This window comes from Ruegeria sp. CE9 (genome assembly GCF_056537425.1).
This window is the reverse complement of record NZ_JBQFRO010000001.1, coordinates 1-13,446: the sequence shown is the minus strand read 5'-3', so window position 1 is coordinate 13,446 and position 13,446 is coordinate 1. Positions and strand designations below refer to the sequence as shown.

The window sequence follows — 13,446 nt, the reverse complement described above, 5'->3', positions numbered from 1 at the left end:
CGCCTATTTGGTGCCAAACATCCGATCCCCGGCATCACCGAGACCTGGCATGATGTAGCCCTTTGAGTTCAACTCGCGATCCAATGCCGCCGTGACTATTTTCACATCCGGATGCGCCTCTTTCATGCGCGCGACCCCTTCCGGGGCGGCCAGAAGGCAGAGAAAACGAATATCGCTCGCCCCCTGCTCTTTCAGCAGATCAATGGCCGCAGCCGAGCTGTTGCCGGTTGCCAGCATTGGATCAACGGCAATGACCAAGCGGTCTTTCAGCCCTTCGGGGGCCTTGAAATAGTACTGGACCGGCTTCAGCGTTTCTTCGTCCCGATAAAGCCCGACAAATCCAACACGTGCCGAAGGGATCAGTTCCAGAACCCCGTCCAGCATCCCGTTCCCGGCCCGCAGGATAGAGACCAGCGCCAGTTTCTTGCCCGCCAGAATCGGCGCGTCCATCTCTTCCATCGGGGTTTCGATGTGGCGCGTGGTCAGCGGCATCTCGCGGGTGACCTCATAGGCCAGCAGCAGCGTAATCTCGCGCAGCAGTTGCCGGAACACGGCGGTCGAGGTTCCCTTGTCTCGCATGAGCGTCAGTTTGTGCTGCACCAGCGGGTGGTCGACGACGGTCAGGTGATCGCTCATGATATCTCCAGTCTTTTCTTGACGCTTGCGCGGGTCTCTTCATCGCAAAAAGCCGCGTTCAGGGCCGTTTCATTGAGGGCTGCAAAGTCTTCGGCTTGCCAGCCAAATGCTTCGCCTAACATCTCATATTCGCGCCGCATGGTGGTATGGAAAAACGGCGGGTCGTCGGTGGATACCGTGACCTTCACACCCGCATCGCGCAACTTCGAGATTGGATGGGCTGCGAAATCGGGAAACAGGCCCAGCACCACATTCGAGCCCGGACAGACCTCAAGTGTGATGTCCCGGTCGACAAGTTCGAGCACTAGGTCGGGGTCTTCAATGGAACGAACGCCGTGACCGATGCGCTCAACGCCCAGATCGCGGATGGCATCGCGCACGCTTTCGGGGCCGCCAAACTCTCCCGCATGGGTCGTCAGTTTCAAACCTGCCTCACGCGCGCAATCAAAGGCCCATTTGAAATCGCCTTGCGTGCCAATGGATTCGTTGCCGCCCATGCCAAAACCAGTGATCCAGTTCCCCGCGGTTTCCGCCGCGCAATAGGCACTGCGCTTGGATTGCTCGGGCCCGAAATGGCGGACACAAGTTACGACCCCGCGAAGTGTAATCCCGAATTTGCGCTCGGCCTCATCCGCGGCGTCCTGAATGGCGGTCAGGTAATCCTTCCAGGCATGCAAATCGCCGCCACCGCAGAAATCCGGGCTTAGGAAGGTTTCCGAATAAACCACTCCATTCGCAGCGCTTTCTTCCAGAATTGCCAACGTCAGGCGGCGAAAATCCTCGGGTGATTTCAATACCTCTGAGGCAGCCTCATACACACTGAGGAAGTGGGCAAAGTCGCGAAAGTCATATGAGCCATCGGGCTTGAATATCCCGCTCAGGTCCACGCGCTTTTCATGGGCAAGCTGCCGAATGAAGTCGGGCGGTGCAGCCCCTTCATGGTGCAAATGCAACTCGATCTTCGGTAGGTCGGCGACAGTCATAGAAAGTTCCTTCCCGGCCCTTGTGCCGGTATGTTCAGATGGTGTGCAACGCTGGCCGCGATGTCGGCAAAGTTCACCGAACCAATCTCGCCCGTTCCTTGCCCTGCGATCAGCACTGGAACTTGTTCACGTGTGTGATCAGTGCCGCTCCAACTCGGGTCGTTGCCATGGTCTGCGGTTAGAAGCAACAGATCATCGGGGCGAAGCTTTTGCAGGGTCACCCCAATCTCACGGTCGAACCATTCCAGCGCACGGGCATAGCCGCTAATGTCACGACGATGACCATAGAGGCTGTCGAACTCAACAAAGTTGGCAAAGGTCAGGCTGCCCTCTTCCGCCTCATCTACGAGTTGCGACAGGTGGCGCATCAACTCTGCATCCGAGCCCTTTCGCAGCGTGTCGATCCCTTGCATCGAGAAGATATCGCCAATTTTTCCCACCGCATGCACACGGCGACCGTCATCCTGCGCCCAATTCGTCAGCACGGGGGCCGGGGGAACGATGGCAAAATCCTTGCGGTTGGTTGTCCGGGTAAATCCAGTTTCGGGCGTCCCGACAAACGGCCGGGCGATAACGCGGCCCACTTTCATCTCGTGCAGGTGGGGCGCAAGGGTGCGGCACATATCCAGCAAGCGATCGAGCCCAAAGCTGTCTTCGTGCGCGGCAATCTGGAACACGCTGTCTGCCGAAGTATAGCAGATCGGCCAGCCGCTCTGCATATGCTCGGCCCCAAGTTCAGCAATAATTGCCGTGCCTGAGGCGTGGCAATTGCCTAAGATGCCTTCGGTTCCCGCTGCTTCGGCAGCGGCTCTACCAAGGCTTTCGGGAAACGCTGGTTGGGAGTCCGGGAAATAATGCCAATCCCAGGGCACCGGCAAGCCCGCCAATTCCCAATGGCCCGAAGGAGTATCCTTGCCCGGTGATTGTTCATGCGCACAGCCCCACAATCCAGTGGGCACAGCCTCTAGCCCCGGCGTCGGCGCGCCCGAAGCCAAACGGGTCGCTGCACCCAGCCCCAAGGCATCCAGATTGGGCAGGTGCAATGGACCGGCTCGCCCTTCTTCCGCGCGCCCCTCGGAACAGGCCTGCGCAATATGGGCTACTGTATTCGCACCCGTATCGGGCTTTGTCCCGTTGAAGAACTGATCCGCATCCGGTGCGCCGCCGATACCGACCGAGTCCATCACTACAAGGAAAGCGCGGCTCATGCGCTGATCCTTTCGTGAACCTGCGGCGGTTGGGTGACCGGTGTATCGCTTAGGGTAATTGCGCTCAAAACCGCCGCCGCAGCCTGCTGCGCTGCATCTTCGCGGCCCGCATGGACAACCGCCAGCGGGACACCTTTGGCCACCTTGTCGCCGAGCCGCAGAATGCCCGACAAACCGACCGCCGGATCAATCTCATCGCTTTCGACCTGACGCCCACCGCCCAGCGCCACGACCGTTAGGCCCAGCGCTTCGCCATTAATGGCAGAGACATATCCATCTCGGGGGGCGTGCACCTCTTGAATGACATTGGCCTCGGGCAAAAAGCGCGCCCAAGTGTCAACGAAATGGACCGGGCCACCGACAGCGGCCATCATGCGTCCGAACCGTTCGGCGGCGCGGCCATCGCGGATGACCTCGGTGATCGTGGCTTGACCTTCATCTGCGGTTGCACACATTCCAGCATCCGCCATCAGAACACCACCCAACTCGGCAGAAATCTCTGCCAGCCGTGACCCCTGCCCGCTGGTCAGCGCTTTCATCACCTCGGCCACTTCCAGCGCATTGCCCAGCGCCGACGCAAGGGGTTGGTTCATATCGGTGATAACGGCGGATGTCCTGCAGCCAGCGGCGTTTGCTGTTTCGGTCAGGGCCTGCGCCAAGTTGCGCGCATCATCGAGAGTTTTCATGAACGCACCGCTGCCCACTTTGACGTCCAGCACCAGCGCATCCGGGCTGGCCGCCAGCTTCTTGGACAGGATCGATGCCGTAATCAGATCGAGGCTTTCCACCGTCGCCGTCACATCGCGCACTGCATACAGACGCTTGTCCGCTGGTGCTATCTGACCGGTCGCCCCGACAATGGCCGCCCCTGTGTCTTTCAGCACTTGAGTAAGCCGCGCCTGCCCGATCTGAGTGGTCACACCCGGTATAGCCTCCAGCTTGTCCAGCGTGCCGCCGGTGTGACCAAGGCCGCGCCCCGAGATCATTGGCACGTAAGCGCCGCACTCGGCCAAGGCAGGGGCCAGCAACAGGCTGACGCAATCGCCCACGCCGCCGGTCGAGTGTTTGTCGACCACAGGCCCGTCCAGATCCCAAGTCAGCACCTCGCCGCTGTCGCGCATGGCAACGGTCAGATCTGCCCGCCCTTGGGCTCCCAATTCGCCCATGCAAACAGCCATCGCGAAGGCACCGGCCTGTGCGTCACTAACGCCGCCATCGGCGAGGCCTTGAGCAAACCAATGCAGTTCGACACCAGTCGGCACCTCTTGGCGGCGAAGCTTGGCGATGATCGAGCGCGCATCCATGCGGTTAGACATCCTCTATATGTGAAGCGTCGAATGCACCGGGCAACAGGTCGGCGATTGTGGTCTTGGTTTCAACTCCATCAACCGTTGCCATGGTGACGACCACATCGCCCTTGCCGAACTCGGCCAGTTTTTGTCGGCACCCGCCACATGGCGGTACAGGCTGCGGGCTGCTGGCAACCACATAGACCTCGGTCAGTTCCGTTTCACCGGCAGCAACCATTGTTGCAATCGCGCCAGCTTCGGCACAGGTGCCCTCGGGGTAAGCTACGTTCTCAACGTTGCAGCCGCGATAGACCACACCCGAACCAGACCGGATAGCCGCCCCAACCTTGAAATTTGAATACGGCGCGTGGGCGTTTTCCCGAACGGCCAAAGCTGCATCTTTCAAAGACATGGCGAATCCCAATTTTTGATCATCTGGTCAGAATATCATACCCTAATGGAAAGCACCGGAGGATTTGAAGCCCCCCAGCGCCTTTATCCGCGTCTTCTTTGCCCTAACCCAGCGTTGTGTTGAAGGTCCCTGGCAAAGTCACTTCCAGCAGCTCAATGTCCTCTGAGGGATCCGACAGCCGGGTTCGCATCCCCGGCGGGATAACGAAAGCATCTCCCTGCTCCAGCCGATAAGGCTCACGCCCTTCACCTTCAAGCGTCACCTCACCATTCATCACAAAGGTAAAGTGTATGTCGGTATCGTGGCTGGCCCATTGCGGGCTCCCCTCGCCACGACGCACGACCTGAACGCCCGCCACGCCTTTGGTATTCTCGGCAATCGTCGTGTCGCGGCAGATGTAACCGGGCAAACGGAATGGCACCCAGCCGGCATCATTTGCCTGATTGTAAACGAACCGCTGACCCTGCCATTCTCGATCCGGCCGAAAATGGGGCGTCGGCAATTCCATCTCATGATCGATCTCGGTGACATGCTCGGCTGGCACACCAATCTCAATCACTTGCACATTATCCGACGCTTCCAGCACGCGGTGGCGTATTTCGGGTGGCTGGATAAAGCAATCGCCTGCCGTCAGGCGCATCTTGTCGCCCTGATCCTCGTAAACCACATCGACCCAGCCATGAATGCAGAAGATGAGCTGAAACCCTACTTTGTGAAAATGCACCATATCCGGTACCGGACCGCCGTCAGGGATACGGATATGGCTGGCGATGATCGACCCGCCCAACCGATCCGGCACAAGGTCGCGATAATGCATGCCCGCCCGCCCAATGATCCACGGCGCTTGATCCTTGAGCCTGCGCACCACGTAAGAATGCACTGTGTCAGGCATGACCAACGGTGGGTCCAATTCGTCAATCTCGATCCGGGTACCGTTTGGGGCTACCAGACTGCGCTGTCCATCTGCAAACTCATCTGGGTTTGAGGTCAGAATGCGCAAAGTGCCCGCTGCCTCGGGCGCGTCTTTCTCGACCCGCAATCGCAGACCATGGCCTGAAAAGACTGCAGTGCGGGGATCATCTGCTGGATAGATCATGTCCATCCGCATGCCCAGAACCTTGGTATAAAATGGAATATCGTTGCGCAGCTCTTGCGTCGGAAGTCGGATTTCAGCGCGCGTCTGGGTCTGGCTGGGATTGCTGTTCATTCTGTGTCTCTTCGGAACGGGGTTTTGGCCATCCGATCAGAACCGATGCAAAAACGCCAACCGAAAAATGCGTCAATCGGGCACGATTTGGCTCCAATTAATTGGCAACTCAGTGTCAAAGGCGCAAAGTGATGACATTCATTGCCCGTACTCGACTGAACTATAGTCCGTTCACGGCTCGTGACTGTGCGAATCTGTTGAAGCTTTGTTAAGGAAAAATAATACCTCAAAGGGTTTATCTTGGTCTGCATGAAGGCAAAGATCGACTGTGAACTGTCATTACATAGCCAAGCCACAAAAAATAGCTTAACCATCAAACAAATTTTGGAACGGAGTTGAATTGCCCATGTCTGACACACCGAACCTGCGACAGGCCGCGCTTGATTATCACGCTCATCCAAAACCCGGAAAGCTTGAAATCAAGGCCACCAAACCGATGGCAAACGGTCGTGATCTTGCGCGGGCCTATTCCCCGGGTGTCGCCGAGGCCAGCCTTGAAATCAAAAGCGATGCGGCGAATGCCGAGAAATATACTGCCCGCGGGAACCTTGTGGCTGTTGTCTCAAACGGTACAGCGGTTTTGGGGTTGGGCAATATTGGAGCTTTGGCGTCGAAACCTGTGATGGAAGGCAAGGCCGTCCTGTTCAAGAAATTCGCAGGTATCGATTGCTTTGATATCGAGGTCGACCAACCCGATCCCGAAAAGCTGGCTGATATCGTCTGCGCGCTTGAGCCGACATTTGGCGCGATCAACCTTGAAGACATCAAGGCACCGGATTGTTTTATCGTCGAAAAGCTGTGCCGGGATCGGATGAACATTCCCGTTTTTCACGATGATCAGCACGGAACCGCCATTGTCGTTGGCGCCGCAGCAAAGAATGCACTGCACGTGGCGGGCAAGAAATTCGAGGATATCAAAGTCGTATCCACCGGTGGCGGTGCTGCTGGGATTGCCTGCCTCAGCATGTTGGTGAAGCTTGGCGTCAAACGTGAAAACATCTGGCTGTGTGACATACACGGGCTGGTCTATGAAGGTCGCACCGAAGACATGAATCCGCACAAGGACCAGTTTGCGCAGAAAACGGATCTGCGTACGTTGGATGATGTGATCGGAGATGCCGACCTGTTTCTAGGACTCAGCGGGCCGAACGTTCTGAAACCCGAGATGGTCGAGAAGATGGCCAAGGCCCCGATCATCTTTGCTTTGGCCAACCCTACCCCGGAAATCCTGCCCCAAGCCGCGCGCGAGGTTGCCCCTGATGCGATCATCGCAACAGGCCGCAGCGATTTTCCGAACCAGGTAAACAACGTTCTGTGCTTTCCGTTTATCTTTCGGGGGGCGTTGGATGTTGGCGCGACCGAGATCAATGATGAGATGCAGATTGCCTGCGTCGACGGTATTGCAGACATGGCGCGCGCGACGACCAGCGCCGAGGCGGCTGCAGCTTATAAAGGCGAGCAATTGACCTTTGGTCCTGATTATCTAATCCCCAAACCCTTTGACCCGCGCCTTGTAGGGGTGGTTTCCTCATCGGTTGCGCAGGCCGCTATGAAAAGCGGTGTCGCGAAACGGCCCATAGAAGATTTGGAAGCCTATAAAGAGCGGCTGAACCAGACCGTGTTCAAATCCGCTCTTCTAATGCGGCCCGTGTTTGAAGCTGCCGCCGCGGCCTCGCGAAGGATCGTTTATGCCGAAGGCGAGGATGAGCGTGTATTGCGCGCAGCGCAGGCGATCCTTGAAGAAACTACTGAAACACCGATCCTGATCGGGCGACCCGATGTTATCGATGCACGCTGTGAACGACTAGGGCTAACGGTTCGGCCGGGACAGGATTTCCAGATCGTGAACCCCGAGAACGATCCGCGTTACTACGATTATTGGAACTCGTACCACCAGATCATGCAACGCAGAGGCGTCACCCCCGATCTGGCCAAGGCCATCATGCGCACCAACAACACCGCCATCGCTGCGATCATGGTACATCGTGGAGAAGCCGATAGTATGATCTGCGGGACATTCGGTGAATATCGCTGGCATCTTAACTATGTCGAACAGGTGCTGGACGATGGCGATCTGCGTCCTCATGGCGCGCTGTCGTTGATGATTTTGGAAGATGGCCCCCTGTTCATTGCGGATACGCATGTCAGACAGTTGCCATCGCCGGAAGAATTGGCCGAAACAACAATTGGTGCGGCCCGTCACGTGCGCAGGTTCGGTCTGGAACCCAAAATCGCCTTCTGTTCGCAATCTCAGTTTGGCAACCAGGCCGAAGGATCGGGCAAACGTCTGAGGGCCGCGCTTGAAATTCTCGATTCTGAACCACGTGATTTCACGTATGAAGGTGAGATGAATCTGGACTTGGCTCTGGATCCAGATTTGCGCGAACGCATCTTTCCAAACTCGCGGATGAAGGGCGCTGCGAATGTCCTGATTTTCGCCCATGCGGATGCCGCAAGTGGGGTGCGCAATATTCTGAAGATGAAGGCCGATGGGCTCGAAGTTGGCCCAATCCTAATGGGGATGGGAAACAAGGCCCATATTGTGACGCCGTCGATTACCGCCAGAGGTCTATTGAACATGGCAGCAATCGCTGGGACGCCGGTTGCTCACTATGGATAGTTGCGGGTGAAGCAGATCGATATCGAAAAGCGGGTGCCAGATCAGGTGCCCGTTTTGATTCTGTTAGCGTTGCCACTTTTGCACCATCAAGTTTGCAGATTTGCAACTTCTCATTTTTGCTGCTTAGATTATGCACGATGCCATAGGGTTTGCAAAAATTTGCAGGCAATTTTGAAAGGTTCTGCAAAGATTTTGCGATAAACTGACGCGCTGCAATCCGCATTGCTTGCCCGACGCAACCACGATGCCTAACACGATGCTGAGGGATTTTGGGAGGAGGCCATTATGGCATATCAAGACGTCTACGAGAGCTGGAAAAACGACCCCGAAGCGTTTTGGATGGAGGCCGCGAAAGGGATCGATTGGGTTCAGGCCCCCAGCAAGGCTCTGTTTGACGATAATGCCCCTCTTTACGAATGGTTCAGCGATGCCAAGGTGAATACCTGCTGGAACGCGGTAGATCGCCATGTTGAAAATGGTCGGGGTGAGCAGACCGCAATCATCTATGACAGCCCAATCGCCCACACCAAACGCGAAATATCATATGTTGAGCTGCGCAACCGCGTCGCCAATCTGGCAGGCGCGTTGCGTGCAAAAGGCGTCGAGAAGGGGGATCGTGTCATCATCTACATGCCGATGATTCCCGAAGCGCTGGAGGCGATGTTGGCCTGCGCCCGCCTTGGCGCCGTGCATTCGGTCGTGTTTGGAGGTTTTGCCAGCAATGAGTTGGCAGTTCGGATCGACGACGCGAAACCCAAAGCGATCATCGCCGCCTCATGCGGGATCGAGCCGGGGCGTGTTGTTCACTATAAACCTTTGTTGGACGGCGCCATCGACCTGGCCAGCCACAAACCCGAATTTTGCGTGATCTTCCAGCGCGAACAAGAAGTTGCACAGTTGATCGAGGGTCGCGATGTCAACTGGCATGGTTTTCAGTACGGAACCGAGCCCGCAGAATGTGTACCGGTCAGCGGCGACGATCCGGCCTATATCCTCTATACCTCTGGCACCACCGGTGCACCCAAAGGTGTTGTGCGCCCGACAGCGGGCCATCTGGTCGCGCTGAATTGGACGATGAAGAACATCTACAATGTTGATCCGGGCGACGTATTCTGGGCGGCCTCGGATGTAGGATGGGTCGTGGGCCATTCCTATATCTGCTACGCTCCGCTGATCCACGGAAACACGACGATCGTGTTCGAAGGCAAGCCCGTTGGAACGCCCGATGCGGGAACCTTCTGGCGCGTGATCTCTGAGCATAAGGTGAAAAGCTTCTTCACCGCTCCTACCGCCATTCGCGCCGTCAAACGCGAAGACCCGGGGGCGGAATTGATGTCGAAGTATGATCTGTCCTGCCTGAAGGCTTTGTATCTTGCCGGCGAGCGGGCTGATCCTGACACGATTATTTGGGCGCAGGATGCGTTGAACGTTCCTGTCATTGACCACTGGTGGCAAACCGAAACTGGCTGGACCATCGCAGGAAACCCACTTGGGATCGAGGAACTGCCAATCAAGCTGGGTTCACCTGCCAAACCCATGCCGGGCTATGACGTTCAGATATTGGATGAAGGCGGCCAACCAATGAAACCCGGTGAACTTGGGGCCATCGCAGTAAAGCTCCCACTGCCGCCGGGCACATTGCCGACGCTCTGGAACGCGGAAGAGCGGTTCAAGAAGTCTTATCTTGAGCATTTTCCGGGATACTACGAAACCGGTGATGCGGGCATGATCGACGACGATGGGTATCTTTACATCATGGCCCGCACAGATGACGTGATCAACGTTGCAGGCCACCGCCTGTCGACCGGCGGAATGGAGGAGGTTTTGGCCGCCCACCCTGATGTCGCAGAATGCGCTGTGATCGGGGTATCAGACCAACTCAAGGGGCAAATGCCCGTTGGTTTCCTGTGCCTCAATGCAGGTTCGGATCGCAGTCACGATGACGTCGTGACGGATGTCGTCAAAATGGTGCGCGACAAAATCGGGCCGGTTGCCGCGTTCAAGACGGCGGTTGTCGTAGATCGTCTGCCAAAGACGCGGTCCGGCAAGATCTTGCGCGGTACGATGGTATCGATTGCTGACGGCAAGGAATATAAGATGCCAGCGACGATTGATGACCCGGCCATTCTGGATGAAATAACAACAGCTCTGCGCAGCATTGGTTATGCGCAATAGCGCCTGAAGGGCGGCGTCCATCTATCCAACTCTGCTGTTACCCTTGCAACCCGTCTCAAGCCGCCTAATGTCGGCCTGAGACTGCGAGGGCCCATGACACAAAGCGACATCTGGCGGCTGAGCGCCACTGAACTGACCGAACTGACCCGCTCGGGTGAGATCAGCGCTGAAGAAGCGGTGCAAAGCGCACTGGATCGTATGCTCAACACCAACCCTGCTCTGAACGCGGTGGTCGAGGATCTGAGCTCGGAGGCGCTAGTACGCGCAAAGTCACTGGACACCGCTCGAGCAAAGGGCGCACCGGCGGGGCCTTTGCACGGTGTTCCCGTCACGATCAAAATCAATGTCGATCAAAAGGGCCACGCAACGACAAACGGCGTGGTCGCCCTGAAGGATACAATTGCGCCGAACGACGCTCCGGTTGTCTCCAATCTGCAGAAGGCGGGTGCCATCGTCATCGGGCGCACGAACACGCCAGAATTCTCATTCCGCGCGGATACTGACAATCCGCTTTATGGGCGTACGCATAATCCCTGGGGTCGTCATATCTCAGCCGGCGGGTCGTCGGGTGGCGCGGGGGCTGCTGTGATGGCTGGAATCGGCGCGCTGAGTCATGGCAACGATATCGGCGGCAGCCTGCGTTTTCCGGCAGCAGCCAACGGCGCGATTACCGTGAAACCGGGGCTCGGTCGTGTTCCGGCATGGAACCCCAGCCAAAAGGTCGAGCGTGGGATGCTCGCACAATCGATGTCGGTGCAGGGCCTGATTACGCGCACCGCCAAGGATTTGCACCTGTCGATGCCGAGCCTGATCGCCGCAGACGCGCGCGACCCTTTCCATGTTCCAATGCCTTGGCGCGGCGAGGAATTGGATCGGCCAATCAAAGTCGCCTTTACGAAAAACACCTTTGGTTATGCTTTGCATCCAGACGTAGACAAAGCGCTCGACACCGCGCGGGACGCATTGGTCGATGCCGGGTACGTGGTTGAGGAAATCGATCCGCCGGATGTATTCGAATGCGGCCGCGTCGGGTATCGCGCGCTGATGGGTGAAGTGCTGACCTTGATGAAAACTGATATCGAGGCGGCCGGTTCGCAAACCATTCGTGAAATCTTCGACGTCTATTTTCAGGAATTCCCACCGATCATTGGAGACGACCTGATACAAGCGCTGGCCAAGCGCAGCCACTATGCCCGCGAATGGTCTCTGTTCATGCAGGATTATCCTTTGGTTCTGTCCCCCTTCCTGCCGCAACCCTTCTTCAAGCCTGATCGTGATACCGAAGGTGCTGATGGTGTGCATGAAGTTCTGGGCTGCGCCGTGTATTCTTATGCCATGAATTTTCTCGGGCTGCCCGCGGCAAGCGTTCCTGCGCGACTCGCCGAATTGCCGAATGGGCCACAACCTATCAATGTCCAGATCGCCGCCAGGCGTTGGCGCGAAGACATGGCCGTCGATGCCGCAGCCGCAATTGAAGAACGCATAGGTTCGATGGCTTCGATTCTATGGGATCGAATGGACACCTGAATTGGCGCCCGCCAAGCCATCATCGCCTTAAAACGAAATCGACCCCGGGATTTTGCACCCGGGGTCCGCATAATAAAATAAGCCCGGATCAAGATGACGAGCGTAGCACCACCCACCCTCGCCAGCGCGTAAACTGCGCAATTATTAGAAAACACCGTCTGATGGCCACTCACTTCCACCTTGGCGTGTTCTCCGGGTAGGTCAAAGTTAACAAACCCTTATCGCGCTGCATGTGAACTGGTTCACACAAGAGACAGAAAAATCATCAACGTGCTGATATTTATGTAAATTGTTCTGAGATCAAGCGTTCTTCCAACCCATGCCCGGGGTCAAACAAGATGCGATGTTGGATTGAAGCTTCTGATCTGATCTCAACCCAGTCGATATCCGGGAACGATATAGAATCAGCAGCAACGATAACTGGACGCTTGTCGGCCTCGATCACATCGAACCTGACCTTCGCCACCTTCGGCAACAACGCCCCGCGCCAGCGTCGTGGACGAAATGCTGCGATCGGGGTCAAGGCCAAAACGTCTGCGCCAATAGGAACGATGGGACCGTGTGCCGAGTAATTGTAGGCGGTAGAGCCCGCTGGTGTGGCCAGCAGCGCGCCATCACACACCAGCTCGGCCATCCGAACGCGCCCATCCACACTGATCCGTAGCCGCGCGGCCTGAGGCCCCGCGCGGAGCAGGGAGACCTCGTTGATCGCCAGTGCTTCGTGCGTTTGACCAGATTGATCCATCGCAGTCATCGCAAGTGGGTTGATCACCTCTTCCTCGGCTTCCGCAAGCCGGGCCATCAGATCGGTTTCGGCATATTCGTTCATCAAAAAGCCGATGGTGCCGCGATTCATTCCATAAACCGGCGTGTCCAGATGTTGGATGCCCTGTAGCGTATGCAGCATGAAGCCATCCCCGCCCAGCGCCACCACCACATCCGCATCTCGCGGTGCCACATTGCCGTAGCGCTCGGTAAGCGTATCGCGGGCAGATTGCGCCACTTTGGCATCGCTGGCCAGAAAGGCGATTCTCTTGGTCATGTTTTGTGGTTTCCAGTGCTGCACATTTGGTTCCGAAACAAACATACCTTTCCACATTAGGCCAGAGTTGACGCCATAGCAGGCCATTTCGTCGCTTTACAGCCTTTCTGACATTCATCGTTTCCGATAGGAAATCCGCCAGATAAACCCCAGCCCTGTGGAGGCACTATGAACGCCAACCTTCGAGATACCGGTTTCTTCACCCAATCGCTTGCTGATCGTGACCCCGAGTTGTTCGGCTCGATCACTTCCGAATTGGGTCGCCAACGCGATGAGATCGAGTTGATCGCGTCAGAAAACATCGTCTCGGCCGCCGTGATGGAGGCGCAGGGCTCGGTGATGACCAA

At 56.9% G+C, this 13,446-nt stretch carries 10 protein-coding genes and 1 pseudogene; 4 read left to right on the top strand and 7 right to left on the bottom strand.

Annotation, left to right across the window (positions count from 1 at the left end):
* Positions 1-3: 3 nt before the first annotated feature.
* From upp to ACR0B3_RS00030, 6 genes are all read right to left on the bottom strand, one after another.
* The gene (upp, locus tag ACR0B3_RS00055; protein WP_170591381.1) at positions 4-636 is read right to left on the bottom strand and encodes a uracil phosphoribosyltransferase; all 633 of its coding nucleotides are present in this window, start codon (positions 634-636) and stop codon (positions 4-6) included.
* A complete protein-coding gene (locus ACR0B3_RS00050; RefSeq protein WP_480807329.1) occupies positions 633-1,619 on the bottom strand; it encodes an adenosine deaminase in 987 nt (328 codons plus the stop codon). The genes upp and ACR0B3_RS00050 overlap by 4 nt, the downstream gene beginning before the upstream one ends.
* Positions 1,616-2,827 carry a phosphopentomutase gene (locus ACR0B3_RS00045; protein ID WP_480807328.1) on the bottom strand — a complete coding sequence of 404 codons (1,212 nt, stop codon included), beginning with the start codon at positions 2,825-2,827 and terminating at the stop codon, positions 1,616-1,618. The genes ACR0B3_RS00050 and ACR0B3_RS00045 overlap by 4 nt, the downstream gene beginning before the upstream one ends.
* Positions 2,824-4,131, bottom strand: a complete 1,308-nt coding sequence (locus ACR0B3_RS00040) for a thymidine phosphorylase (RefSeq protein WP_480807327.1) — start codon at positions 4,129-4,131, stop codon at positions 2,824-2,826. Before ACR0B3_RS00040 ends, ACR0B3_RS00045 begins: the two co-directional genes overlap by 4 nt.
* A 4-nt stretch (positions 4,132-4,135) precedes the next feature.
* Complete coding sequence (locus ACR0B3_RS00035) at positions 4,136-4,528, bottom strand: cytidine deaminase (RefSeq protein WP_480807326.1); 393 nt, start codon at positions 4,526-4,528, stop codon at positions 4,136-4,138.
* A 103-nt stretch (positions 4,529-4,631) separates the two neighbouring features.
* Positions 4,632-5,735 carry a cupin domain-containing protein gene (locus ACR0B3_RS00030; RefSeq protein ID WP_480807325.1) on the bottom strand — a complete coding sequence of 368 codons (1,104 nt, stop codon included), beginning with the start codon at positions 5,733-5,735 and terminating at the stop codon, positions 4,632-4,634.
* Between the two features lie 346 nt (positions 5,736-6,081).
* Between ACR0B3_RS00030 and ACR0B3_RS00025 the strand changes: the two genes are divergently transcribed.
* The 3 genes from ACR0B3_RS00025 (at position 6,082) to ACR0B3_RS00015 (ending at position 12,057) form a co-directional block, all read left to right on the top strand.
* Positions 6,082-8,355 carry an NADP-dependent malic enzyme gene (locus ACR0B3_RS00025; protein WP_480807324.1) on the top strand — a complete coding sequence of 758 codons (2,274 nt, stop codon included), beginning with the start codon at positions 6,082-6,084 and terminating at the stop codon, positions 8,353-8,355.
* Positions 8,356-8,640: 285 nt separating this feature from the next.
* Positions 8,641-10,530, top strand: coding sequence for a propionate-CoA ligase PrpE (gene prpE, locus ACR0B3_RS00020; protein ID WP_480807323.1), 1,890 nt, complete (start codon positions 8,641-8,643; stop codon positions 10,528-10,530).
* Positions 10,531-10,623: 93 nt separating this feature from the next.
* Positions 10,624-12,057, top strand: coding sequence for an amidase family protein (locus ACR0B3_RS00015; protein WP_480807322.1), 1,434 nt, complete (start codon positions 10,624-10,626; stop codon positions 12,055-12,057).
* Between the two features lie 280 nt (positions 12,058-12,337).
* Here ACR0B3_RS00015 and ACR0B3_RS00010 read toward each other — a convergent pair whose 3' ends face one another.
* Positions 12,338-13,099, bottom strand: coding sequence for an NAD kinase (locus ACR0B3_RS00010; protein WP_480807321.1), 762 nt, complete (start codon positions 13,097-13,099; stop codon positions 12,338-12,340).
* A 168-nt stretch (positions 13,100-13,267) separates the two neighbouring features.
* On the opposite strand from ACR0B3_RS00010, the pseudogene glyA reads away from it, so the two are divergent.
* A pseudogene (glyA, locus tag ACR0B3_RS00005) lies at positions 13,268-13,446 on the top strand (serine hydroxymethyltransferase); the annotation flags it as partial.

Excerpts from the sequence above, each read along its gene's own strand:
- ACR0B3_RS00030 (WP_480807325.1), bottom strand. The coding sequence starts at position 5,735 with ATGAACAGCAATCCCAGCCAGACCCAGACGCGCGCTGAAATCCGACTT.
- ACR0B3_RS00050 (WP_480807329.1), bottom strand. The coding sequence starts at position 1,619 with ATGACTGTCGCCGACCTACCGAAGATCGAGTTGCATTTGCACCATGAA.
- ACR0B3_RS00015 (WP_480807322.1), top strand. The coding sequence starts at position 10,624 with ATGACACAAAGCGACATCTGGCGGCTGAGCGCCACTGAACTGACCGAA.
- ACR0B3_RS00045 (WP_480807328.1), bottom strand. The coding sequence starts at position 2,827 with ATGAGCCGCGCTTTCCTTGTAGTGATGGACTCGGTCGGTATCGGCGGC.
- prpE (WP_480807323.1), top strand. The coding sequence starts at position 8,641 with ATGGCATATCAAGACGTCTACGAGAGCTGGAAAAACGACCCCGAAGCG.
- ACR0B3_RS00035 (WP_480807326.1), bottom strand. The coding sequence starts at position 4,528 with ATGTCTTTGAAAGATGCAGCTTTGGCCGTTCGGGAAAACGCCCACGCG.
- ACR0B3_RS00010 (WP_480807321.1), bottom strand. The coding sequence starts at position 13,099 with ATGACCAAGAGAATCGCCTTTCTGGCCAGCGATGCCAAAGTGGCGCAA.
- upp (WP_170591381.1), bottom strand. The coding sequence starts at position 636 with ATGAGCGATCACCTGACCGTCGTCGACCACCCGCTGGTGCAGCACAAA.
- ACR0B3_RS00025 (WP_480807324.1), top strand. The coding sequence starts at position 6,082 with ATGTCTGACACACCGAACCTGCGACAGGCCGCGCTTGATTATCACGCT.
- ACR0B3_RS00040 (WP_480807327.1), bottom strand. The coding sequence starts at position 4,131 with ATGGATGCGCGCTCGATCATCGCCAAGCTTCGCCGCCAAGAGGTGCCG.